At 53.3% G+C, this 24,644-nt stretch carries 20 protein-coding genes; 18 read left to right on the forward strand and 2 right to left on the reverse strand.

The annotated features are described in order from the left end of the window. Position 1: 1 nt before the first annotated feature. Positions 2-1,774 (reverse strand): GMC family oxidoreductase, encoded by a 1,773-nt coding sequence (locus tag ACR0J5_RS00995; protein ID WP_480649995.1) that lies wholly within the window; start codon positions 1,772-1,774, stop codon positions 2-4. Between the two features lie 129 nt (positions 1,775-1,903). On the opposite strand from ACR0J5_RS00995, the gene ACR0J5_RS01000 reads away from it, so the two are divergent. The 15 genes from ACR0J5_RS01000 (at position 1,904) to ACR0J5_RS01070 (ending at position 18,930) form a co-directional block, all read left to right on the forward strand. After that, complete coding sequence (locus tag ACR0J5_RS01000) at positions 1,904-2,917, forward strand: substrate-binding domain-containing protein (RefSeq protein ID WP_480649996.1); 1,014 nt, start codon at positions 1,904-1,906, stop codon at positions 2,915-2,917. 70 nt (positions 2,918-2,987) lie between these two features. Further along, on the forward strand, positions 2,988-3,773 hold the full coding sequence (locus tag ACR0J5_RS01005; protein WP_480649997.1) for an enoyl-CoA hydratase-related protein: 786 nt from the start codon (positions 2,988-2,990) through the stop codon (positions 3,771-3,773). Positions 3,774-3,804: 31 nt separating this feature from the next. Further along, entirely contained in the window at positions 3,805-4,992 is a 1,188-nt protein-coding gene (locus ACR0J5_RS01010) for a CaiB/BaiF CoA transferase family protein (protein ID WP_480649998.1), read from the forward strand. A 7-nt stretch (positions 4,993-4,999) separates the two neighbouring features. After that, complete coding sequence (locus ACR0J5_RS01015; protein ID WP_480649999.1) at positions 5,000-6,502, forward strand: sugar ABC transporter ATP-binding protein; 1,503 nt, start codon at positions 5,000-5,002, stop codon at positions 6,500-6,502. Between the two features lie 107 nt (positions 6,503-6,609). Then, positions 6,610-8,361, forward strand: a complete 1,752-nt coding sequence (locus tag ACR0J5_RS01020) for an ABC transporter permease subunit (RefSeq protein ID WP_480651408.1) — start codon at positions 6,610-6,612, stop codon at positions 8,359-8,361. A 3-nt stretch (positions 8,362-8,364) separates the two neighbouring features. Continuing rightward, on the forward strand, positions 8,365-9,336 hold the full coding sequence (locus ACR0J5_RS01025) for an ABC transporter permease (protein WP_480650000.1): 972 nt from the start codon (positions 8,365-8,367) through the stop codon (positions 9,334-9,336). After that, positions 9,333-10,814, forward strand: coding sequence for an aldehyde dehydrogenase family protein (locus tag ACR0J5_RS01030; RefSeq protein ID WP_480650001.1), 1,482 nt, complete (start codon positions 9,333-9,335; stop codon positions 10,812-10,814). The genes ACR0J5_RS01025 and ACR0J5_RS01030 overlap by 4 nt, the downstream gene beginning before the upstream one ends. A 1-nt stretch (position 10,815) precedes the next feature. Then, positions 10,816-11,970, forward strand: a complete 1,155-nt coding sequence (locus ACR0J5_RS01035; RefSeq protein ID WP_480650002.1) for a fumarylacetoacetate hydrolase family protein — start codon at positions 10,816-10,818, stop codon at positions 11,968-11,970. Positions 11,971-11,983: 13 nt separating this feature from the next. After that, complete coding sequence (locus ACR0J5_RS01040; RefSeq protein WP_480650003.1) at positions 11,984-13,489, forward strand: aldehyde dehydrogenase (NADP(+)); 1,506 nt, start codon at positions 11,984-11,986, stop codon at positions 13,487-13,489. A gap of 8 nt (positions 13,490-13,497) precedes the next feature. Continuing rightward, positions 13,498-14,376 (forward strand): SMP-30/gluconolactonase/LRE family protein, encoded by an 879-nt coding sequence (locus ACR0J5_RS01045; RefSeq protein WP_480650004.1) that lies wholly within the window; start codon positions 13,498-13,500, stop codon positions 14,374-14,376. A gap of 148 nt (positions 14,377-14,524) precedes the next feature. After that, positions 14,525-15,448, forward strand: a complete 924-nt coding sequence (locus ACR0J5_RS01050) for a dihydrodipicolinate synthase family protein (RefSeq protein WP_480650005.1) — start codon at positions 14,525-14,527, stop codon at positions 15,446-15,448. Positions 15,449-15,767: 319 nt separating this feature from the next. Further along, a complete protein-coding gene (locus ACR0J5_RS01055; RefSeq protein WP_480628390.1) occupies positions 15,768-16,022 on the forward strand; it encodes a DUF3489 domain-containing protein in 255 nt (84 codons plus the stop codon). Beyond that, positions 16,019-16,444 (forward strand): DUF2924 domain-containing protein, encoded by a 426-nt coding sequence (locus ACR0J5_RS01060; RefSeq protein WP_480650006.1) that lies wholly within the window; start codon positions 16,019-16,021, stop codon positions 16,442-16,444. Before ACR0J5_RS01055 ends, ACR0J5_RS01060 begins: the two co-directional genes overlap by 4 nt. Next, positions 16,444-18,072 (forward strand): recombinase family protein, encoded by a 1,629-nt coding sequence (locus ACR0J5_RS01065; RefSeq protein ID WP_480650007.1) that lies wholly within the window; start codon positions 16,444-16,446, stop codon positions 18,070-18,072. Before ACR0J5_RS01060 ends, ACR0J5_RS01065 begins: the two co-directional genes overlap by 1 nt. A gap of 546 nt (positions 18,073-18,618) precedes the next feature. After that, positions 18,619-18,930 (forward strand): hypothetical protein, encoded by a 312-nt coding sequence (locus ACR0J5_RS01070; protein ID WP_480650008.1) that lies wholly within the window; start codon positions 18,619-18,621, stop codon positions 18,928-18,930. 1,276 nt (positions 18,931-20,206) lie between these two features. On the opposite strand, the gene ACR0J5_RS01075 is transcribed toward ACR0J5_RS01070, so the two are convergent. Continuing rightward, positions 20,207-20,902: a response regulator transcription factor gene (locus ACR0J5_RS01075; RefSeq protein ID WP_480650009.1), complete on the reverse strand. Its 696-nt coding sequence runs from the start codon at positions 20,900-20,902 to the stop codon at positions 20,207-20,209. Positions 20,903-20,980: 78 nt separating this feature from the next. Here ACR0J5_RS01075 and ACR0J5_RS01080 point away from each other — a divergent pair, with 78 nt between their 5' ends. From ACR0J5_RS01080 to ACR0J5_RS01090, 3 genes are all read left to right on the forward strand, one after another. Beyond that, entirely contained in the window at positions 20,981-22,489 is a 1,509-nt protein-coding gene (locus ACR0J5_RS01080; protein WP_480650010.1) for a sensor histidine kinase, read from the forward strand. A gap of 769 nt (positions 22,490-23,258) precedes the next feature. Further along, complete coding sequence (locus tag ACR0J5_RS01085; protein WP_480650011.1) at positions 23,259-23,432, forward strand: hypothetical protein; 174 nt, start codon at positions 23,259-23,261, stop codon at positions 23,430-23,432. Then, entirely contained in the window at positions 23,433-24,461 is a 1,029-nt protein-coding gene (locus tag ACR0J5_RS01090) for an AraC family transcriptional regulator (RefSeq protein ID WP_480650012.1), read from the forward strand. The last annotated feature ends 183 nt before the right edge of the window (positions 24,462-24,644 follow it).

The following is a 24,644-nucleotide window of genomic DNA, read 5'->3' on the forward strand; positions in this document are numbered from 1 at the left end:
ACTATGCTGGTTCGGCGGCAGGGAAGAATGTTCTTTTTGGAACCTCTTGATGCAGGGGCGGTTCGCCCAAAATCATGGCTGCCGCCTTCTCGCCGATCATAATCGCAGGTGCGTTGGTATTTCCACTGTTGAGGTAGGGCATGATTGAGTTGTCACATACGCGAAGGCCCTCAAGACCATGTACCTTCAGTTCTGGGTCGACCACGGCCATGTCGTCTGTGCCCATTTTGCACGTGCCAACTGGGTGATAATCTACTGACGCAAATTCGCGCGCGTATTCCAGTATTTGTTCCGGCGTTGTCGCATCTTTGCTTGGATAGCGCTCGCGCTTGATATGTTGAGCAATCGCCGGTTGCGCCAGAATCTCGCGCACATGTCGTACAGCCTGCACCGACATGTCGCGGTCGAATTCGGTGTCATGGTAATTGGGGTCGATAACAGGCATATCATCCGGGTTCGCCGAACGCAGGGTAACTTCGCCCCGACTTGTTGGCCGCATGTGACACGTATTGATCGTCAACCCGTGGCCGGGGACAAATGTCCTTGCGCCGTTGACCACATACGCGGGGAGGATATGCGTCTGAAGGTCGGCACGACCTGTGCCATGCACGTCGATAAAACAGCCGCCCTCGGCCACAGGAGACGTCGGCGCTCCGGTTTTGTAGAGCGCGTATTGGATGCCATGTTTGATATTTTGGGGGAATTTATGCTGCCCATCGTACGAAATCGGTTTCTGCAGATCACAAACCACGTAAGTATTCAGGTGGTCCTGATAGTTCTTGCCTACACCATCCATGTGATGCTGCATGTCGATGCCGTGGGTCTTAAGTTCGTCGGTCGGGCCGATGCCTGACAACAGGAGTAGCTTTGCAGTGTTGATTGTGCCCGATGTGATAAGCACCTCACGATCACACCGAGCCGTCTCGACCTTGCCATCCTTGATGTACTCAACGCCAACAGCACGGCGGTTCTCCACGATGATCCGTTTGCTCTGAGCGTGCGTGATAACCGTCAGATTCGACCGCTTCATTGCCGGATGCAGATAACAAACTGCGGCTGACGCACGACGACCTTCGTGCTGTGTCACCTGGTACAAACCCGTGCCAAGCTGATCATCCCCATTAAAGTCCGGGTTCAGCTTATGGCCCGCTTGCTGCGCCGCTCGAATATAGTCTTTGCAGATGATGTGTGGAGATCTTTGATTGGAAACCCGGAGCGGCCCGTCTGTTCCGTGATATTCATCAGCTATTGTATCGTTATTCTCTGCGCGGCGGAAATAAGGCAGCACGTTTTCGTAGGACCAACCTGCATTTCCAGCTTCGGCCCAACTGTCGTAGTCTTCTTTCTGTCCCCGGATGTAGATCATACCGTTAATTGAGCTGGAGCCCCCGAGGGTCTTCCCGAGCGGGAACCATAGTTCTCGGTTGTTGAGGTGTTTCTGCGGAGCGGTCGAGTAGCAGTAGTTGACGCTTGGCTTTTGCAACATGGCAAACCCGCCCGGCATGTGGATCATCGGGTCTTTATCCGGACCTCCCGCCTCGAGGACGAGCACTTTGTTGTCGGGGTCCGCAGACAGTCGGTTCGCCAGGACACAGCCTGCTGATCCAGCACCAACAATTATGTAGTCATACATCTCGAACACGCCTCCCATCGTGAAGAGTTTCCCAGATGTATAGAAACACTTCATCCCGCGCGCAAGAAATTTAGTAAACAAAAGAAATTTAATTATGAAATATCCGCAGAAAACCTCAACAATCTTGGAGATATTTTCCAAATTTTAAGGATTCTTTATCCAATATTGTTTAGTAAAAAATTTAGTATTTAGTTGACTGGTGAAATCGAATTGGTAGGGTCATCGCGTCAGGTCGATTCGTGATCGCTTGTTTGCTTTGGGAGGAGCATCGTGCGTCAATCGGGACAAGCAGGCGAGCTGACAGGGCGCAAAATCAAATTCCTAAGGGAGGAAATCATGATTAACAGACGGAAACTTCTGTCTTTCTTTTCGACCGCAGCGCTGGGTCTCGGTCTGGCTGCGGGCTCTGCCGCGGCAGAGGGTTGGACGATCGGCTTCAGCCAAGACACGATGGATCACCCCTGGCGGGCTTACATGGTGACGTCCGCTGAGGCGCAGGCGAAGAAGTACCCTGAGATCAAGGAATTCATCTTCACTGATGCGGGTGGATCGAACGAAAAACAAATCGCCGATGTTGAAGACCTGATCTCGCGCGGCGTTGACCTTATCATGATGAGCCCGCGTGAAGCACAGGCTCTGGTCCCCGCTGTTGAGGCGATCAAGGAAGCTGGCATTCCGCTGGTTGTGCTCGACCGGGAAATCGTGGGTGAGGACTACGACGTTTTCATCGGCGGCAACAATCTCCAGATTGGCGATGAGCTGGGCAAGTACACCAAAGCAAACGCACCAGCGAACTTCAAATATCTGGAACTGGAGGGCATTCCCGGCGCAACCCCGACGATTCAGCGCCATGAGGGTTTCACAGCTCAAATTGAAGGCGGCGCAGAGCGGCTTGATGCGCAGCCTGCCAACTATGATCTGGCACCGGCCATTCCAATCATGGAAGACTGGCTGACCAAGTATAAGGGCGAATTCCAGGTGATTTACGCCCACAACGACCCGATGATTCTGGGTGCGATCAACGTGCTCAAAGAAGCGGGTTACCAACCGGGCGAGGTTTTCCTGGTCGGCGTTGACGGTCAGCGCGAGGCGTTCGAAGCGATCAAAGACGGCTGGCTGCAAGCTACCGCAATCTATGCGACTGGTGGTTCTCTCGGTCTGGACATGGCCGTGCGGGTCTTGAAAGGCGAGTCCGTCCCAAAACGGATCATTACGGAAACACCTGTCATCACTGCCGAAAACGTTGATGACTTCTACGACCCTGACTCCCAATACGTTCGCTAAGAGCGTATAAATTCAGGTCCCCTCCTAAATGGTGGGGGCCTGCTTTCCCACCAATCTCTGGAAGAAGTCTATGTCCGACGCCGTCGATAAAACGGTGGTGAAAACCGCTTTGTCTGACAACATCGTCAGCTTGCGGCTAAACCGACCCTCAAAGCGCAATGCCATAAACAACGAGATGCTGCAGCTGCTTGCAGACGAGATCCGAGCGGCTGAAGCGAACGGTCATATTCGCTGCATTATCCTGTCGGGCGGGCCAGAGTTCTTCTCGGCCGGCGCAGACATAAAGGAAATGCAGGCAGACGGGATCGTTGCGATCCAAAATCGGTCACGGATGGAAAATTGGTCGGTTCTGGAAACGACACGAATTCCGATGGTCGCAGCCGTAACCGGTATGTGTCTGGGCGGAGGTCACGAGTTGGCGATGCTCTGCGATGTGGTTGTAGCTTCAGAGAAAGCGACGATCGGACAACCCGAGATTAAACTGGGGCATATTCCTGGTGACGGAGCGACACAGCGTTTGCGCAGGCTTGTGGGTAAATATGCCGCCATGCAGATGATCCTAACTGGGGAAGCTGTGGACGCAAATACCGCTCTTTCCTTGGGTTTGGTGTCCGAGGTTGTCACACATGATCAATGCGAAAGCCGGGCACGAGAAATTGCTGAGTTGATCGCGCGCCATTCTGGAATGGCCCTTGGTTTGGCGAAAGATGCGGTCAAGGCGGCAGATGAATTGCCTTTGTCCTTGGGACTGGAACGGGAACGTCGCAACATTGCATTGGCTTTCACAACGAAAGATCAAAAAGAGGGTTTGGATGCCTTCTTCGAGAAACGCGCACCTGATTTCAAAGATCAATAAGTAACAGCGCACAGAAACAGGAACCTAAATCATGCAGCTCGATGGTATTCGAATTGTCAGCTTCAACCACTTTCTCATGGGACCTCTGGGCATCCAATTCCTCGCAGATTTGGGGGCCGAGGTCATAGCGATTGAGCCAATCAAGGGTGCATTTCAACGACACTGGGGCGGTAGTGATGCCAAGAAAGCGGGCGGTGAAACAACCCTCGAACTGGTTGCAAATCGAAACAAGAAGAGCGTGTGTCTTGATCTGAAAGACCCCGAAGCGCTTGAGATCGCGAAGAAGCTTGCGGCAAGTGCAGATGTTGTAGCCGAGAATTTCCGTCCGGGTGTCATGGACAAACTTGGTTTGGGCTATGATGCGCTAAAAGCAGTGAATCCCAATGTGATCTTCGCCTCCGCCAGTGGGTTTGGACCCGATGGTCCCTATGTCAACCGACCCGGCCAGGACATGATCGCGCAATCCCTTTCAGGGTTAGCCTGGATCACGGGCAAGGAAGGTGAGGTACCGCGGCTTGTGGGCACCTCTGCTATTGATCATCACGGCGCGATGATCTTTGCCGCAGGCATCCTTGGCGCTTTGGTCAAAAAAGCTCGTACGGGTGAAGGCGGTCGGGTTGACGTCAATCTGTTCTCTGCCGCGCTCAACCTTCAGGCTGAATCGCTGGTTTGCTACTTCAACGGGGACAAACCCGAAGGATCGCAGCAGCCCAGCCACGTTGGTAGCTGGTACCATGAGGCTCCCTACGGTATCTACGAGACGGCGGACCGCTATATCGGATTGTCTCTTGGCAACTTGCCTCTCATGCTTGAAGCCATTGGTGCGACAGGTGAGTTTCAGGCCGAGCAAAACGAAGCCTACGCGCGGCGCGAGGAAATCTCGAAATTCTTCGCTGGTAAACTCAAAGCAAAAACCTTTGCGGAATGGGCTGAGATTTTTGAGGCGCGCGATATCTGGTTTACACAGGTGAACGACTATGACGATCTCGCCGATGATCCTCAGCAACTCCATAACGGAGACCTTATGAAGGTCGAGGCGTGGACCGGTGAAGAGATCACATTGGTGGCCAACCCCGTGCGCTATGATGGGAAAACCGCACCGGTGACCTTGGCACCACAGAAACTGGGGGCACAAACCAATGAGGTCTTAACCGATCTGGGGTTGAGCCAGGAAGAACAAGACGCGCTTTCCGAAAAAGGCGCGATAGGGTTGGGGTAAACAAGAAATGCTTCTGGAAGCAAGAAGCGTCAGCAAGTTCTATCCGGGGGTGAAAGCGCTCAAGGATGTGGACTTTAGCATTGACGCCGGAGAAGTTGTGGCAGTCGTTGGTGAAAACGGCGCAGGCAAATCAACGTTAATGAAGATTCTGGCAGGGGCGATTGAGCCAAACGAGGGTGAGCTGCGCCTCGATGGCAAACCCGTGCAATTCGATGGACCACTCGACGCCCAGAAACGCGGTATCTGCACGATCTATCAAGAGCTGATGATCGTGCCGGAGCTGTCCGTCGTCGAAAATGTATTTCTCGGACACCTCAAGAAGAAAGGCGGCATTCTGGATTGGACCGCAATGCGCAGCGAGGCCCGAGAGATTCTGACACGGCTTGGCTTGACGGCTTCGCTGGATGCAAAGGCTGGTGACCTGAGCGTTGCGGAACAACAACTTATCGAGATTGCCAAATCCATGAGCCGTAAGTCTCGGCTGCTGATCATGGATGAGCCGACGGCATCACTTTCAAAAGAAGAAGTCGCAAGCCTGTTTGACCTCGTGCGGTCGCTCAAGGCCGAAGGTATCGCAGTCATTCTGATCACGCACCACCTTCACGAGATTTTCGAAATCTGCGACCGGCTCATTGTGTTGCGGGACGGTGACTACGTCGGCGCGTCGGACATAGACAAGATAAATGAGGCCGGGCTTGTTGAGATGATGTTGGGCCATGCGGTCGAAACCTACGACGACAGTCACCGCGACATGGTTAAAATGGACGAGGTGGTTCTGCAGGCGCGAGGCTTGACCCGAGCACCGGATATCAACTCGGTTGATCTGACATTGCATCGCGGCGAAGTGCTTGGGATCGCAGGCCTTATGGGGGCGGGCCGTACCGAACTGGTGCGTGCTATTTTCGGTGCGGACAACCTGGACAGCGGCACTATTGAGATAAACGGCACTGTCTCCTATGTCTCCAATCCGCGAAAAGCGCTTGATTTTGGCCTTGGACTGGCGCCGGAGGATCGCAAGACGCAAGGGCTGGTTCTGTCTATGCCGATCGGACAGAACGCAACGCTGCCGTCTCTTTCGGATCACGTCGGACCATTGGGTTTGAACCTGCGCAAGGAAAACGCGACCGCAAAGGACCTTTGCGAGAAACTGTTCGTCAAATATGCCAGCCTTTCACAACCCGTAGGCAATCTAAGTGGCGGCAATCAGCAAAAGGTGGTTTTGGCCAAACTGCTGGGTGCAGGAACCGACATTTATCTGTTGGACGAACCGACCCGCGGCATCGACATCGGCGCGAAAGAGGCAATCTTCGATCTAATCTGGGATCTTACGGCACAAGGCAATTCCGTGATCATCATATCTTCGGTCATAGAAGAACTGATCCGGGTCTGCGACCGCATCGTGTGTCTGCATCTGGGCCATGTCACCAACACCTATGAACGCGGGGACTATGATCTCAACCGGATCATGCTGAACGCGATGGGCAAATCCGAAGCGGGAGTAGCCCAATGATGGACGTTGTCAAAACCTTTGTATCCCGAGGGAACTTTGTCATTCTCGTCGCTTTGGTGGTGGCGGCCGGGCTTGTGTCTGAACACTTCTGGACACTTGAAAACATCATGAACGTGATCCGGGCTGCCTCGCTGATCGGGATTATCGCGATCGGGATGAATGTGGTCATCATTGGCGGCGGCATCGACTTGTCGGTGGGTTCAGTGGTGGCGCTTACCGGTGCGGTTGCGGCCAGTTTCTGGGTCGCAGATGCGCCTTTCATCTTGTTTATCCTTGTGCCGCTGCTTGTTGCTTTGGCCGTCGGATTCGCCAACGGCGCGCTGGTGAGCTGGGTTGGGCTGCAGCCCTTTGTGGCGACACTTGTTTTGATGACTGTCGCGCGCGGGGCCGGCCTGGTCTATACTGGAGGTCAGCCGATCTATGCTAACTATCCTGACGTCTTCATGATCCTGTCGCGCGGTGTTGTCTTCGGCATCCCTGTGCCGTCTGTCATCTTTTTGGCCGTCACGATCCTGACTTGGTACATCATGCGATGGCGCGTGTTTGGTCGCGAGGTCTACGCAATTGGTGCAAATGAAACGGCAGCACGCCTTTCTGGGGTCAATGTCAGCCGCGTGAAGTTCAAGACATACCTGTATTGTGCCTTACTTGCTGGGCTTTCCGGGTTGGTTTTGACCAGCCGGATGGAATCCGGCGAGCCGGGACAAGCAGGTATCTTTTGGGAATTGGACGCCATTGCAGCCGTAGTCATTGGAGGTACGTCCATCCGCGGTGGCAGCGGGTCCGTTTGGGGTGCTTTTGTTGGCGCGCTGATCATCGGGATCGTTGCCAACCTGTTCAACCTGCTTGGTGTTGGCCCCGCCTGGCAACAAGTGGCAAAAGGCGCGATCATCATTCTGGCCGTGATGCTCCAAGCAATCAGCGACCGTGGGGCATCAAGCCTGAAATGGCGGGATTTTATCCCCGCATTGGGTGGGTTCAGCACATGGCTTAAGCCCCTTGCCGCACTGGTGGCGCTGCTTGTGGTCCTCAACGGGACACTCTATGCGACGGTCTCACCTCTGTTTCAAATCGACTTGGCAAAGGCGCCGTATACCCGTGCCAACAATCTGGAACTGACACGCGTCTATCACCGTGCGATCCCGCTCTATGAGGAAGTGATCGAACGGTTTCCCGACAGCGAATATGCGCTCTTGTCGCGTGTTGGTATTGCGAATTCTGCACGCGGTGGGGGTGACCTCGAATTGGCCGAAACATCTTATGCGACCCTTTTAGAAGAGGTGACATCTGGTGCGATCCCCGAGGATATGAAGTTTGACATTCTCAGAAACTATGTCGCCCTGTTGCAAGAAACCGGGGATGGCGAAAAGTTTGAGGAAGTTTTCGCACTTCTCGAGGCTGGATTTCCAGATACCGACGCGACGCGTGAAGGTCGGGTGTATTTGGAACAACTGCAAGCCGCAGCCGAAGCAGCCGAAAGCGGTGGTATCCCAGAAAATGCACCGGTTGTTGTGACAGCGGAAGGTGTGATCCTGCCGGAAACGGTCAAGTTGGGCGAGCGTTTCGACATCGAAATACTGGTTGAGCCAAATGGCGATCAGGCTGCTGACTTTTCGATCATGACGGCGCTCAACTTCTGGAAAGGGTTTCAACTCGTAAAGGCTTCGCCCAACCCGCGCTCAAACACCGAGTTCTGGGGCCGGCGCGCTTGGACATATGGGCAGATCTTCGAGCCGATGACCATAACGGCGACTTTGGAAGCCATCAAAGCCGGAGAGTACCAGTTGGATCTCGACATCGAACGCAGCTTCGACGTGCTGGAATTCGGTATCGTGAAAAACATCACGGTGGAGGAATAAGAAATGACTAAGTTCTTCAAAACATACCCTTTCGTCGTGGTGCTGGTTCTAATGGCCGCAGTGTTCGGCGTCCTTTCACCAACTTTCCTCGACCCGGGCAATCTGACAAATATTCTGAAGCAGGCGTCGCTTTTGGGATTTGTCGCGCTTGGAATGTGCTTTGTGCTTATCGGAGGAGGGCTTGACCTCTCGGTCGGTTCGGTTGTTGCGCTGTCATCGGTTCTGATTGCAGGGCTTTCCGCAACGCTACCCCCAATCGTGGGCATCCACGTCGCCCTTCTCGCGGGAGTTCTTGTAGGTGTCTTGAACGGCTATTTCGTAACAGCTTTCAACTTTCAACCGATCATCGTGACCATTTCCACAATGGCTATTGTTCGCGGTATCGCCATGGCCTACTCGGACAGTCGTCCGATATTCGGAACACTGCCTGATGAGCTGTTTCTGCTCGCTGACGGCGTCGTCCTGGGGCTGCCAGTTCCCGCCGTGTTGTTCTTCGTCGCATGTGCGATTTCCATCTTCTTCCTCCGCTACACCGATCTTGGTCGGCAGATATATCAGGTCGGTGGTAACGAAGAGGCCGCACGCCTTGCGGGCATCAATGTCGCGCGAGTGAAGATCATAACCTACGCGATCAGTGGCTTTCTGTCCGCGTTCGCAGGCCTCATGCTGGTCGCGCGTATGCAATCGGGCGAAGCCGTACGAACAGGTATCGGTTGGGAGTTAGATGCAATTGCTGCCGCTGCGATCGGTGGTGTTTCTCTAATGGGAGGCATCGGAACAGTCGTTGGCACGCTTTGCGGAGCACTCATCATCGGCATGATGGCGAACGCATTCAACCTTCTTGGCGTCAATCCTTATTGGCAGCGGATCGTGATTGGTATCGTCTTGGCGGTCGCCGTCGCCAGCTATTCCAGCGGTAAATTGAAGGACCTGATCAAACGCTTTCGCCCCAACTCAACAAAGGTGAACTCATGACACAGACACTTCCGGTTAGCATTCGAGAAAATAGTTTCTTCATAAACGGTGCTTGGCAAGAGGGTAGCGATAGAGAGCGTTTGGAACGGGTCAGCCCGGGGCATGGCGTGGTCGTGAGTTCAGTTGCGCTGTGCACGCAAGCCGATGTGGATACTGCTGTCGCAGCCGCGCGTGAAGCGTTCGAGGCAGTTTGGTGTGAAACCCCCGGCGCAGAACGCGGCCGTATTCTAATCAAAGCTGCACAGGGCATCCGCGACCGTCTGGATGAGATGGCGTATTGGGAGACGTTGGAAACCGGAAAACCGATCAGCCAGGCCAAGGCCGAGATTGAAGCAGCCGCAGATCACTATGAAGCGGCGGCTGGTATGGCTCGCATGGTGACAGGAGAGACCCACAACGCCTATGGCGAGGGGATGATTGGGCTTGTCACCAAGCAGCCAATCGGCGTCGTTGGGCTGATCACACCCTGGAATTTCCCGTTTATCGTGCTCGCAGAACGTCTGCCCTTTATTCTCGCTGCTGGTTGCACGGTTGTTCTGAAGCCTTCCGAAATGACCTCGACCACCAGCTTGATCTTCGCCGACATCCTGACCGAGGCAGGTTTGCCCGACGGAGTTTACAACGTGGTGACAGGTACCGGCCCCGTCGTTGGCGAAGCCCTGTCGAACCATCTGGACATCGATATGATCTCGTTCACTGGGTCTACTGCCGTGGGTGAACGCGTGCTTGCGGCATCCAAATCAAATCTCAAAAAAGTAGGGTTGGAACTGGGCGGGAAGAACCCACAGGTCGTTTTTGCGGACGCAAACCTGGATGACGCGGTCGATGGTGTTGCCTTTGGGCTTTGCTTCAACGCTGGCCAATGCTGCGTGTCCGGGTCCCGACTGATTGTTGAAGCATCTGTTGCCGAGGATTTTAAGACAAAGCTGATCGAAAAACTGTCTCGGGTGAAAATCGGTGATCCGCTTGATCCGGATACGCAAATGGGTGCGATAGTCACACCGCAGCACTTCAACAAAATCCTCGGGTATATCGAAAAAGGGCAATCAGAAGGCGCAACACTCGATACCGGCGGCGACACCACGTCGCCATCGGGTGGCGAATTCATAGTGCCCACCGTTTTTTCCGGCGTCACGCGGGATATGGCAATTGCACGGGACGAGATTTTTGGACCGGTTGTGTCGGTGATGACCTTCGAAACCGTGGAAGAAGCCATATCGATTGCGCTCGACACGGACTACGGCTTGGCAGCCTCCGTCTGGAGCAAAAACATCGACAAAGCGCTTGGGGTGATCCGCAAGATGCGCGCGGGCCGGTGCTGGGTGAACACAACTATCGTAGGTGGGCCTGAACAGCCCATGGGTGGGTTCAAGCGATCTGGAACGGGCCGGGAATGCGGCATGATGGGTGTCGAGGAATATATGGAAACCAAGTCGATCCATGTCGCTTTAGGTGATCGCGAGCATTGGATCGGTTGACATGGTTAGTTCGAATTTGAAGGAGATTTCCGGTTCATTCGTAGGCCGTGTTTGGGTGCCGAATGTCGGGCCAGTGTTGGTCGCCTTGCGCGATGGAGATCTGTTCGACATCACCTCGCGAGAGGTGCCTACCATGCGTGATCTACTGGAGATGGATGCCCCAGCGGCTTATCTTGAAACCGCAGATGGTAAACATCTTTCATCGCTGAACCAGCTTGAAGCCGACAGCATTGCGGCTGAATGTGACTCGCTTCAAATGCACTTGTTGGCGCCGAACGACTTGCAAGCGGTCAAAGCTGCCGGCGTCACTTTTGCGAGGTCAATGGTCGAACGAGTTATTGAAGAACGTGCCGCTGGCGATCCACAGGCTGCGGAGGCCATTCGCTCTCGCATCGGCGATCTGATCGGTGCCAGCTTGTCAAATATCAAACCGGGTTCTCAGGAAGCAGAGAAGGTCAAACAGGCGCTAATCAAAGAAGGGCTTTGGTCGCAATATCTGGAAGTTGGCATAGGACCCGATGCAGAGGTCTTTTCCAAGGCCCAGATACTTTCCGCCGTGGGTTGGGGCGCGCCGATCGGGCTTCATCCAAAATCAGTTTGGAACAACCCAGAACCCGAAATCGTATTGGCTGTGAACAGCAAAGGAATTATCCAAGGGGCCACCATTGGCAACGATGTGAACTTGCGAGATTTCGAAGGCCGCTCTGCTTTGCTTCTGTCCAAAGCTAAGGACAACAACGCGTCCGCTTCCATTGGCCCATTCATCCGTCTTTTTGATGACGGTTATTCGCTGGATGATGTCCGTTCCGCCGAGTTGACGATGACTGTCACGGGTCAGGACGGGTTTGTGCTGAACGGACAGTCGCGGATGTCTGAAATCAGCCGTGACCCGGCAGATATCGTGGCCCAAACCATCAATGAAAACCACCAATACCCCGATGGCTTCATGCTGTATCTCGGGACGCTTTTTGCTCCCACCGATGACCGGGACGTCCCGGGCGAAGGTTTCACACACAAGATGGGCGACCGGGTTGAGATTTCTGCGACCGGCCTTGGCACGCTGGTGAACGATGTTCGCAAAAGCGGACAGTGTATGCCTTGGACCTTTGGCCCCTCCGCCCTCATGCGCAATCTGGCCGCGCGCCACCTGATTTGAGGAACTTACCTAAATGCTGACTGGCAAACACTATATTGCAGGAAACTGGGTTGAAACCGATGGGCGTTTCTCATCGCAACCCGTGACCGGTGAACCCAATGAGTTTTCGGTAGGCACCCCTGCCTTGGTCGAACAAGCGGCTCGGGCTGCGGAAGATGCATTTGAAATCTACGGTGCAACGTCGCGCGAAGACCGCGCAGTTTTCCTTGAAAAGATTGCTGACGAAATCGACTCACGTGGTGACGCCATCACTGAAGTAGGCAGCGCAGAGACTGGTCTGCCAGAAATGCGGCTACAAGGCGAACGTGGACGTACCGTGGGCCAATTGCGCCTCTTTGCCAGCCACATTCGGGCCGGGGATTATCTTGATCGCCGTCATGATGAAGCGTTGCCAGATCGTGCGCCAATGCCACGTCCGGAACTGCGTATGGTGCAGCGTCCTATTGGGCCTGTAGCGGTGTTCGGAGCCTCGAACTTTCCGCTTGCCTTCTCGGTCGCTGGGGGCGACACCGCCAGTGCCTTGGCGGCGGGCTGCCCGGTCATCGTGAAAGGGCATTCGGCGCATCCTAGAACATCCGAAATTGTCGCCCAAGCCATCGCCGCAGCCATAGAGACTTGCGATATGCCGAAAGGCGTATTCTCCCTGATACAGGGAGGCCGGCGCGATGTCGGCGAGGCTCTGGTCCAGCACCCGCTGATCAATGCCGTAGGCTTCACGGGCTCTCTCGGTGGGGGACGTGCGTTGTTTGATCTATGTGCGGCCCGCGCTACACCGATCCCGTTCTTTGGTGAGCTTGGCTCCATCAACCCGGTGTTTGTGCTTCCAGAAGCTGCCAAAGCACGTGCGGCCGATATCGGTGCGGCATGGGCCGGATCGTTGACCATGGGTGCTGGTCAGTTTTGCACTAATCCCGGCGTTGTTTTTATCCAAGACAGCGCGGCGGATGCGTTCATTACTGCCGCTGCTAAGGCACTTGCCACCACTGATGAACAGGCCATGCTGACGGATGGCATTGCTGAAGCTTATCGTCAGGGGGCAGCACAGGTCCAACGGATTGAAAGCCTGCGTGAAGTGATCGGCACCCATTGCGAGGGGCGCGCGGCATCACCCTATCTGTTCGAAACCACATTGGACACATGGGCGGCAGAACCGCACTTGGCCGAGGAAGTCTTCGGTCCACTTGGCATTGTAGTGCGCCTACCATCGCCTGAGGACTTTGCACCTACTGCACGGACATTCGTCGGACAGCTCACCGCAACATTGCAGATGGATGCAGGCGACACCGACTTGGCAGCATCGCTTGTTCCAATCCTGGAGCGCAAAGCGGGACGCATCCTCGCCAACGGCTTCCCGACCGGTGTCGAAGTCAGTGACACGATGGTTCACGGCGGTCCGTACCCGGCATCGACCAACTTCGGCGCAACCTCGGTCGGGACCCTCTCAATCCGCCGGTGGCTTCGCCCTGTCTGCTACCAGGCGATGCCAGACAGCATCTTGCCAATAGACGCCATAGGATAGGAAAACTCATGCAGATCGACGTTCTTCTTGATCTAAAGACCACTCTCGGTGAAGGCCCACACTGGGACGTCGATCTGCAGCGGTTGTTCTTTGTCGATTTGGCGGACGGTCGGATATTCTCCTGCACGGCAGGTGGAACCGAGATCAGAGCCTGGGACGTACCCGGGAAGGTCGGTGCGCTGTCGCTCCGTAAAGATGGGTCAGGTGCCGTTATTCTGCTGGACAACACATTCAGCTTACTGGATTTCGAAACCGGTGATGTGGAAACAATTGCATCGGTTGAAGAAGACAAACCAAACAACCGATTGAACGATGGCAAGACTGACAGGCTTGGTCGCTTCTTGGCGGGGTCAATGGAAATGGGCGAGGAAGAAGCGTCTGGGGCGCTCTATCGCCTTGATCCTGATTTCAACATCCAGAAACTGGACGAGGGTTTTGTCGTCTCAAATGGCCCTTGTTTCTCGCCTGATGACAAGACGTTCTATTTTCAGGATTCCTGGGCGGGCGAAATATGGGCCTATGACTATAATCTTGCCCAAGGAACAATATCGAACCGACGGGTCTTTGCAACGCTCGACACTTCGGATGGTGGAGGAGCCGATGGCTCGACGGTGGATGCCGAAGGCTTTCTCTGGAACGCCAAGGTTTATGCCGGAAAACTCGTGCGATATACTCCTGATGGCGACATCGATCGTGTGATCGACATGCCCGTGAAGAAAGTCACAAGCGTGAACTTTGGCGGGCCAAACATGGACGTACTTTACGTTACATCAATGGCAAAACCACCTTTGCCCCGTTTTCCCGGAGACGGTGTTTTGCGTGGTTCGCTCTTCGCCGTTCGGGGCCTTGGGATCCAAGGTGTTCCAGAGCCCAGGTTCGGGGCTTGACCGGCATGAACAAGCGACAAAAACCAAGGGGTCTCTTTGCTGTTTGGCGACGGTTCCGTGTCCAGCTTCGCCTTATTGATCGCCGAATGAAACGTAACTCAGAGGCCGGCATCAAACCTGTAGAAATCGAATACTGGCGGAGTTTAATGTGAGTGATATATCGCTGACGGGCGTAATCCCGGCCACTTTGCTGTGCTTCAACGAAGACCTGTCAATTGATGAGGCAAGCAGCCGAAAACACCTGGCAGATGTTGCCAAAGTTGAGGGTGTTTCAGCGATCACCGTAAATGGCCACGCCTCAGAAGTTGGAAGCTGCACGTTCGATGAACAGGCCCGCATTCTCGACTTCTCGCTGGACGAGGTGGGTGACTGTGTCCCGATCATCTCGGGCGTATACGCAGATGGTTCTCTCGAAGCGGCCAGACTGGCGAAAGCTTGGGACAAAGCAGGTGCGTCGGCTTTGCTCGTCTTCCCGTCGAACGTTCTTGGCATGGGAGGGTATCAGAGGCCAGAGATGGCAATTGAGCATTTCAAGTACATTGCTGATGCTACGGATTTGCCGCTCATCGCGTTTGTTTACCCTGTGCAGTCCAACCTGCATTTCACCTTCGAAGGGTTGGAGCGGCTTTTTGACGAAGTTCCGACTGTCAAAGCAATAAAGGACTGGTGCAACGATCCGAAACGGCATGAACGCCACATTCGCGAATTTCAGTCGCGTGCAAACCCTGTGAACGTGCTTACGACCCATTCGTCTTGGCTGATGAGTTCTCTTTCTTTGGGTGCCGCAGGTCTTTTGTCTGGGGCAGGTAGCGTTGTCGCACCGCTTCAAGTTGCGCTGTTTGAAGCAATCCAGAATGGCGATCTTACGGGCGCACGCCAGGTCAACGACAGACTTTACCCCTTTCAACAATACTTCTATTCGGACCCGTTTCTGGATATGCACAACCGAATGAAGCACCTGCTTTACCTCAAGGGCAAGGTTCCAAACTCTTTTGTTCGTCCGCCACTTGTTTCGCTGAAGGAGCAGGAGATCAGTCAGGTGAAGGCTCTGGCCAATCTCAAGCCCGATTAACCAGAGCTGGACTAACTTTCAGTGGCGTCAATGTCCGCATTGTGGTTAGAACAACTGTTCAAAACTTGCTGCAACATTCCGAACTTGAGTTATTTCCCTAAGTGAGCCACTCAATGTCTGTTGATGACCGCTTTGACCAAATCAATTTCACGCATTTGCCAATGCAGCGAATGACCGCTTCTCGCCATGTTACCTTAAACAACTGGACTTTGGGCTGTTTGGAAGCGGTACTGACGACGGTCAAGATTCGCCCGGGTCGCCCGGGCTCCACTCAGTACAGGGCGCAGGATCAGTCTGTGTCTGCAAAGTGGAGATAACGATGACAATTGCATCCGGAACAAAAACCAAAACGTCACCTGTCAGATTGGCCCGAAGTGGCCCCACGCGTCAGCAACAGTTACAGAAACTGCTGTCCCGTAAGGCAGGTGCCACAATTGCGCAGATTCAAAAGGCCTTTGGCTGGCAACCGCATTCCGCACGCGCGGCGATTTCGATGATGCGCAAGGCGGGGCATATTGTTGAGCGATCTGGATCTGACAAAGGTACGGTCTATCGGATTGTGAAGGAGGCGTGAGCATTGTGGATGCAAGCCCCACTATTAGCGACCTTACGCAAGTACTCGCTGACATCGAAAATCTGGACCGTTCTGGCTGCCTTGATCAGTGGCGGGAAGTGTTCGGTCGGCCGCCCCCAAAATACCTGTCCCCGCAGTTTATGAAACGGGTACTGATCTGGGCGCAGCAGAACCGGGAACTGGGTGGGTTGTCTGTGAAGACAGAACGCCGGCTGCATCAAATCGCGCTGGGAAAAATACCGCCACCTGCTCTGAAACCGGGATCACATCTGATGCGGGAATGGAACGGACGAACCTATCAGGTTGAAGTGGTCGATGGTGGTTTCGTCATGGACGGCAAAACGTGGCGTTCCCTGCCAGCCATTGCAAAACACATTACCGGAGCGCACTGGTCAGGCCCGCGCTTCTTCGGGGTTCAGTGATGCGACGTATCCGCTGCGCCATCTACACTCGGAAAAGCTCGGAGGAGGGGCTGGAGCAGGACTTCAATTCGCTGGATGCCCAGCGGGAAGCTTGCGAAGCTTATGTTGCCAGCCAGAAACATGAAGGCTGGGAGTTGCTGCCGGATTACTATGATGACGGTGGTATCTCGGGCGGCCATCTTGACCGCCCGGCGTTGCAGCGATTGATGCAGGCTGTTGACGAGAAACACGTGGATCAGATTGTTGTCTATAAGATCGACCGGCTGACGCGCTCGCTTGCTGACTTCGCAAAGCTGGTCGAACGCCTTGATACGGCAGACGCGTCTTTCGTGTCCGTTACCCAGTCCTTCAATACGTCTACCAGTATGGGGCGCCTGACACTCAACGTGTTGCTCAGCTTCGCTCAGTTCGAACGGGAAGTCACGGCTGAACGTATCCGGGACAAAATCGCAGCCTCTAAACGCAAGGGCCTGTGGATGGGCGGGAATGCTCCGCTCGGGTATCAGGCTGACGGCCGGACGCTCAAAATCGACGAAGAGGACTCGGCAACAATAAGAGTGCTCTACGAACTCTATCTGGAGCATCAAACCATTCTTGATGTCAAAGAGCGGGCGGAGGCACTGGGGCTCCGGTCCCGGCGCCGGGAACGCCCGGGCGGACGCGTGACAGGCGGTAAGTTTTTTGACCGCGGACACATCCATCATTTGCTCAGCAATCCGATCTATGCCGGCCGTATCCGACATAAAGGACAGGTCTTTGAGGGGCAGCACCCTGCCATTATCGACCCGGAAGTCTGGAGCCACGTGCAACAGCTACTTACAGATGGTGCGGCCAGGGAGCGTGGAGTAAAGCAGAAGGCAAAGCAGTCCCTGCTGGCCGGAAAACTCTTTGACGAGACCGGAGATCGGCTGACACCCAGTCATAGTCGCAAAAATGGGAAGCGTTTGCGGTACTACATCTCCGGGCGACTGGTGACTGATCGCAGTCAGAAGCATCCTGATGCATGGCGGTTGCCTGCAGAGCAGCTTGAAAACGTACTGGCCGAAGTGGTCAGACAACATCTGAGCCGACCGAATGCAGTGATATCAATGGCGCTGGATATGTCGGCGGTCGAAATTGCTTCAGCAGCAGAGCATCTCAGAGATTGCCAGTCCGTCAGGAAATGCCTCGACCTGATTTTGCGGGCAGATCTGCGACAGGGGTCCCTGACCGTGCAACTGGATCCCCGGGCACTCGCCCGAACGATGGAGTGCAGGGCGGATCAGGTTGATGCCGAAGAACTAACTATCAAAGCGCCATTCCGTATGCGCCGCAGAGGTGTGGAGCTGAAACTGCACCTGGGCGATGCACCGCCTGAGATCGATCAAACACTTGTCCGCAATGTCATCAAAGCGCGCCGGTGGTTGGCGATGATCATTGATGGCAGAACGTTTCCAGAAATCGCGGAAGAAGAGGGCACGTCCAAACGCCGGGTGCAGGATGTCGTCGATCTGGCAATGCTGGCGCCTGATGTTCTGGAGGCCATCGCTGCAGGCGAACAGCCTGACGGTCTGACCACGGATTACCTGATCAAGTCCGGCTTCCCGGCTATCTGGTCAGACCAGCGCAAGCAGTTCGCTGCGCTCTGATCTACAGACTCTCCCAAAGTCACCAAACTCGTACCGCCGAAATCGCGAACTGAGACTGCGGCCCGAAATCGACCATTGTTGCGCGTAAACTCGGGTCTCAGCTGGAATAGCCGGATGATAACCTGCTGAAAATACGCGCCAATAGGCCGCCAAATATTCAGTGCGTGATTTTAGGGAAAATCATGGCTGTGCACGCAGTCTCGAGCTGTCCAGTCTCGAGCAGAATTCCCTGTTATCAGGGAATTTACAGGGAAAGCTTGTGAATTCCGCCATTTTCGACGCGGTGGATTCGCAAGTTGCTCGTCAAATCATTGGCTTGCGTGAGTTTTTCCTAGATCACTTAACAGGGAAACTTTGATCAAAAATCAGGGATTCTTTAAACGCCAACAGGGAAGAAAATAGTGGGAGTGGGCCAAATTAATTGTGGTCCTAGCCGGAAACCTACATTCACGCGAAATGCAGCGAATGGCCGTAGCGAGCCCATCGCGATTATTGCTATTTCATGCTGCGTGCGCATTTGCGAACAGCCAAACGCCAGCGTTTCGGTTGATCTGGTTCATCATTGCAATCGTCATTTTGATCTATACGCGGTTCGCGGTGGCAAACCCCTTGCCGCACTTCTTTGCGCCAATTGCTACTTTGACCTCGCAAAGTCAGGTTTGTCTGGACTTCGCCAGCTACCTGATCTTATCAGGCATTTGGATGGCCTGGCGGGGAAGGCTCACAGCGGGCAATATAGCACTTGGCATTCTGGCACCGCCATTCGTCATCTTCTTCTTTACTTTCCAACTCACAAACTTGATCGGAGAGACAAGCGGCGTTGCGCAGAAGTTCGTCCTAGGAACTCATGCGAATTGAACACCGAGAAACTGGCTTGAGTTTGCACGATACAGGCGAACAAGAGCTGTCGTTCTAGTCAAAAAGAACAACAGGTTGGATTGCCCCGATTCGAGAAAACTCATCCGAAAGTCATACATTCGATGTCAGTTTTGAGCGATGGAAAGCTAGTATCCTCGCCAATCGCAAAGCTGGCTAAGCAACTTAGGAATTCATGTTTGCGTCCAAAACAACATCAAATCCGGCTCAAGACTCCGTATCGCAGAAGTCATATGCTTCTTCGTGAAGCTTGTTGTTGTCTTTCACATGAACCCAGAAGTGAGAAGCACTGCTTTGTTTTGTGAGCGGGCTGCCGCCGCCATTTGACTTGAATCTAATCTTACACTTGTCGGTAGAGCAAGAGAAGGACTCGGTTGTTCCGGTATGAACTTTGCCGGAGTCTGTCTCTACATCGTTTTTGTTGCCCCCGTAGTCATAGACTTTGACTTTGAGGACGTGGTGTGAGTTCGAGCAACTCGTTACTTTGAACGAACCCGCATTTGCCATGGTGCCTGCGCATACGATGAGAACAAAGGGTACAACAAACCGTAAATTGATCGAATTGGTATGTAGATCAGTCACTTTCAATATCCTTTCGCTATGCAGTTCGGGCAAGGAGTGCCATGTATACGCCCTGATCCGCATCACCATGTTCGAGTTCACTCAACTACGGAAACGGCGGTTGAGATGAGGCAATCAGGTCTCAGACATTGGGATCGAGCCATACCTGTAATAATTCATTGTTCGGCGAACCTGTCCATGGATGTAAGTCTCGGATACCTTAGACTAAATGTATCATGCGCAATCTCTGCCTTGGCCGTGGCCGTTTAGTAAAATGCCAGGCCATTTTGGTAGGGTGCAGTCGCTACGGAAACGTACTCTATATGTTTCATTCTGCTGACGAGCTTGATCAGTTTGTCGGGCTTTTGATACAATATCGATTGCTCGAAAGATTGGTCTGCTCGACCAGTCACCGAGTCCAAAATTGAAACAGATGTGAATCGGAGCAACCCAAAAGGGGGGGTGGGAAGGCGTAACCCTCTTAAGTTTAGAACACTTAGTCTCTATTCGTCACGCCAACCGAATACCTTCTCGAACACTGTAGTCTTGCAGCCTTAGGAGGCTAAGGCGCCTTCTTTTGGAACAAGCGCAATCGAAGACGTTAGCGTTTCGGATTTCTCTTTTCAAACCTTAGTGTGAACTCGACACCCGCGCGAACTTACAATTGGTCAAGCAATGTGTTTTGAACTCACGCGAACTACGGATCCAGCCGGTATCCCTTACCCCAAATAGTGACGATATGACGGGGGGAACTGCTGTCTTCTTCGACTTTTTTACGCAGCCGATTGATTAAGTTATCTATTGCTCTGTCATCTGGGCCGGCATGTTGGCGCATCCGCGAAACGGCCAACAGATCGTCACGCGTGAATACGGTCCCGGGACTTGCGATCATAAAGCGAAGTATCTCGGTCTCGGATGATGTCAGGCTTACTGTAAACCCTGTCGAATGGCGCAAACGTCGTTCTTGAGCTTCAAATTCCCAAGGGCCCAATTTTGTGCCGGCAATGGCTTTAGGGCTCGCTTTGGTGTTCCGTCTTAGTACGGCCCGAATGCGCGCGTGCATCTCACCCATATTGAATGGTTTGATAATGTAGTCGTCAGCGCCCAGCTCCAAAAGCGCGATTACGGTTTCGCTGTCGGATAGTGCGCTTACTATAATAACCGCAGAGTCGGACTGATCGACGACTTCTTTACAAAACACTCTTCCGCTGGCGCCGGGAAGAATGATGTCTATCAGGCAAAGGTCCGGTGCAAAATCGCGCAAGGCGTCACGGCCCGAGCGTGCGTCGATTACATGGGTGACAGCAAAGTCCTGCTCTTCTAGGAACTTCACAATCTGTTCAGCAAGATCGCCGTCATCTTCGACCAAAAGTACTTTAGTTCGGGTGGACATGCTTTCTCCAATAGCATCTTATTCGGTCAAAGATGCAGGCACTTCCACGAATTTGGAAGCAGAAAGGTCAGTTACCTAATGTTCAGATTGAACCTCGGAGTGCAACTCGCACTCATTCTTGCCGGAGCAATGATGGTATCGCTATTGGCCGTTGTTGCGGTTGATCGGATCAATGACAACTTCCGCCAAGAAAACGATTACTTTGGCGAGGCGGATAGTTTGGCAGCCACCCTTTTGTACCAACACTCGCGCTTATCGCGAAGAGACTTTGAAACAGCGGTTTCGCTTGCACAACATCCAAGCAATTGGGTGTATTACGGGCCTTGGGACGGTTTGCACTGGATGGACGAACGCGACGAAGAATGGGAAGGTTCTTTGTCGGATTTTACCTGGTTGAGGGATCTGGGGCTCGCGGAAATTCAAGTTGGCGCTCGCACTTTTGACTTTTTGCCAAAATTTGCACCCCTTGCACGTGGCGAAATGCCCCCAGTACGTCATGCGCCTCAAGTGCTTTCTCTAGGAAATGCCCCGCGCCGCATGATGCACCCCCCACCTGAGGATGGGAAACCGCGGCCGTGGGTCTATGAGCCGTACATGGAAGGCACTCCCGAAGCAGCTGAAGCGGCTGCGTACGTACACCCATTAGGCTGGCAACCCGGCGAAGTATCTGTCTATACCATCGCGCTAAAACCAAAAGATGACGTCAATTGGATTGTTGTTCACAAGTTCTTGAGGCCACCGCCTTTAGGTGGAACTATCAGTCTTGCGGTTTTCTCGCTGATTGCTGGAACCATCGTTGCGGGTGTTGCATTGCTTGTCGGGGGCCGCGTCATGAGGCCATTCCGACGCCTGGCAGCGGATGCAGAACTCTTGGGTCGTGGCGAGTCTGTCCCCGAGATACCTGTGACGGGTTCGAAAGATACGCGCGAAATCGTTTCTGCATTCAACAACATGAACACACGCCTGAACCAGTCGATCGACTATCAAATGGGATTGCTACGTTCGTTGGGGCACGATCTGGCAGGACCATTTGCCGAAATCGGCCGTCTTTCTGAGAATGTTAAGCCGAATGAAACACGCACCCGGATCGAGCAGTGTCTTGGACGCGTTCAGTCAATCGTAGAGGCGATTTTGTCCTTCTCACGCGCCGTTATGCGAGATGGGGAAATGGAGCAAACCGACATGGCCGCGTTGGTCAACACCATTATCGACGAACAATCAGACAAAGGCGCAGACGCGATTGCCACAACTCCTGAGCGCCTGATCGTGACGTGTAGAACCAACGCCATAGAACGCTGTCTGCGCAACCTGGTCGAGAATGCAATAAAATACGGCGGCTCGGTACATGCGAGTCTGACGGTCGAGGGCCGGGAGGCGGTGATCACTGTTGATGATTCAGGCCCCGGAATTGCAGAAGAGGAAATAGAAAGCGCCTTTCGCCCCTTTGTTCGCCTATCACATGATACCAACGGGTCCGGCCTTGGCTTGGCGATTGCCAGGACAATTGTCCTTGATCACGGTGGATCGATCTCGCTTTCGAACCGCCAAGAGGGCGGTTTGAGATCTGTTGTTCGTTTGCCAATTTGAAGATCTGCTAGCGGGACATGCTGAAATTCAAACAAGAAACACATTTTCCTAAATATCTGCACTTTAAGCACTAGAAAAGTATTACTTAAAGCGTCCTCGCACGTTTGGTTTCCAGCAACCTTTCGATAGGTTTTTTACGCTTTTTCAGCAGCATTGGCGATTTTTTTCCTTGCCTTGCGGCCGTGATGCGCGCTGCTACTACGTGCGATCTGAGTTTGTCAGAGTACCTATGTCGGGCGCTCGTCTTTTAGTGTGTGTCCAGCAGGGTTGAGACCCGCGCGTTTTGCAACGCTCGTCTAAAGGCCCTATGTCATCCTTTTCGTTGGGTTTACCCCTTAACCTGCGCGATCACCGCATCGGATTTTCGCCGAGCCCGAGTTATTTTGATAACCCTATGACTGTCCTCGATGAATTGAGGGTTAAGATGAGGCTTGAATACAAGCAAAGATTGCACGCGATCTAACGAAGAACTCGGCTCCGGCGTACCATTCGTCTCTTTTAGAAGCATCTAGCCTTGACCGATCCGGCAACGAAGTCCGACGCTTAGCTCCCTGTGTCAGAGCCATAGCCACGTGGTGATAGGCGTTTCCCTTCCGTCGCCTACATCGTGAGAAAACAACACATAAATCACACCATTACAATTTGTTACATTTGCTTTCCGATCGACTGCGATAGCTTTCAGGCAACAGATAAATACCTAATCGGACAGGCAAATCGAATTGCGATCTATGCGGAACAGCGAATCGTAGTTCGCAACAAGGTGGCAAAAATGCTGACCACTGAACGGGCAATGATTGTGGCTTTAGATTCACCCTCAGGTAGATCGTTTTTTTCTCAATGTGCCCGTTGGTCTGAAGCCATGTTCAAGCAAGCGGAAGTGGATCAAAACGCCGACGATCAGGTGACTGCCTACCAGAAGCACTCAACATACCAGTGGCAATAAATGACTCAGACATCGCCTATACCAACTCTTCAAGTGAATGCTGATACCACCGGATCCATGAGGTCATTTGAAGCTTGGAGACAAGCCGTCAAGTCGATCTATGAAGTGGATCCTCACGTCGACTCTGAGATTGTAAGAGAACAAGTGAATGGGTGGTTGCTGGATGACCTCGTTTTTACTGAAATCAAGTTCTCGCCACAGAGTCTTCGACGTGATCTATCCCTTTCAAGGGATGCTAACTTCTTGTCCTTGCAGATCTACACGAAGGGTGGATGCAGCGCCATTGTTGACGATCAGACAATCAACGTGTCGCCCGGGGAAGTCCACGTGTTTGACTTTTCTCGCGAGTTTCATTCGATCGCTCAAGAATCTGATATGGTGGGTGTATTCATCCCACACAAAATGATCGGCTATGATCCATTGCGGCATCCGCCCCATATCTGCTTTTCGCTTCAATCCTCGATTGGCTCTTTCTTGTCGCAGATATTCTTTTCAATTTTTGACAAGCTGAGTGACATCAAAGAAAGCGAAGCAAAGACTTTGGCTTATAGTTTTTGTGGGGTAATTCAAAAACTGGTCGTTTCAGAAAATCTGCCATCTACGAGCGTTCAAAAAACACGGCATGACAGGCTATCCGAGATACGGACCTATATAGCAAGTAACCTCTCCGATACTGAGCTGGGCGTGGATAGAATTTGCAGTGTTTTTAACATGTCGAGACCTACTCTTTATCGGGCGTTTGGCCCTTTGGGTGGTGTTGCAAATTACATTTCGCAACGTCGTCTGGACAAGGCGTATCATATTCTGGCTTCGGGCTCGGTTGGGGACAATCGGGTTAAGCATGTCGCCGAACGCGTCGGTTATCACGATCCGGCCCACTTCAGCAGACTCTTTAAGAAGCGTTTCAGTTTGACGCCGACAGATGTGGTGAAGAAAACCGACATAGATTCTGCAAGCCTGTTGCCGTCGGATACTCTCATTTTAGATGCTGAGCATGGGGAGCTGAGCCGTTGGCTAAGACGAATTTAGGCGGCTTCGTAAAACTACCAGACAGCTGGTGAATTGAGCCCGTTTCAGGGGCGAAGCGGTTGCGCGCGGTCTGCCAAAAAAAACGCCAATTCGAAGGGCTTCAAGCGATTTCAGTTCAGGATCGCCTCGTACAAATTTCCAAGTTTGATCCGCTACTTGGCGAGATAGCCTGGAACCCAAAAT

The sequence above is a fragment of the Ruegeria sp. BE1 genome, assembly GCF_056538885.1.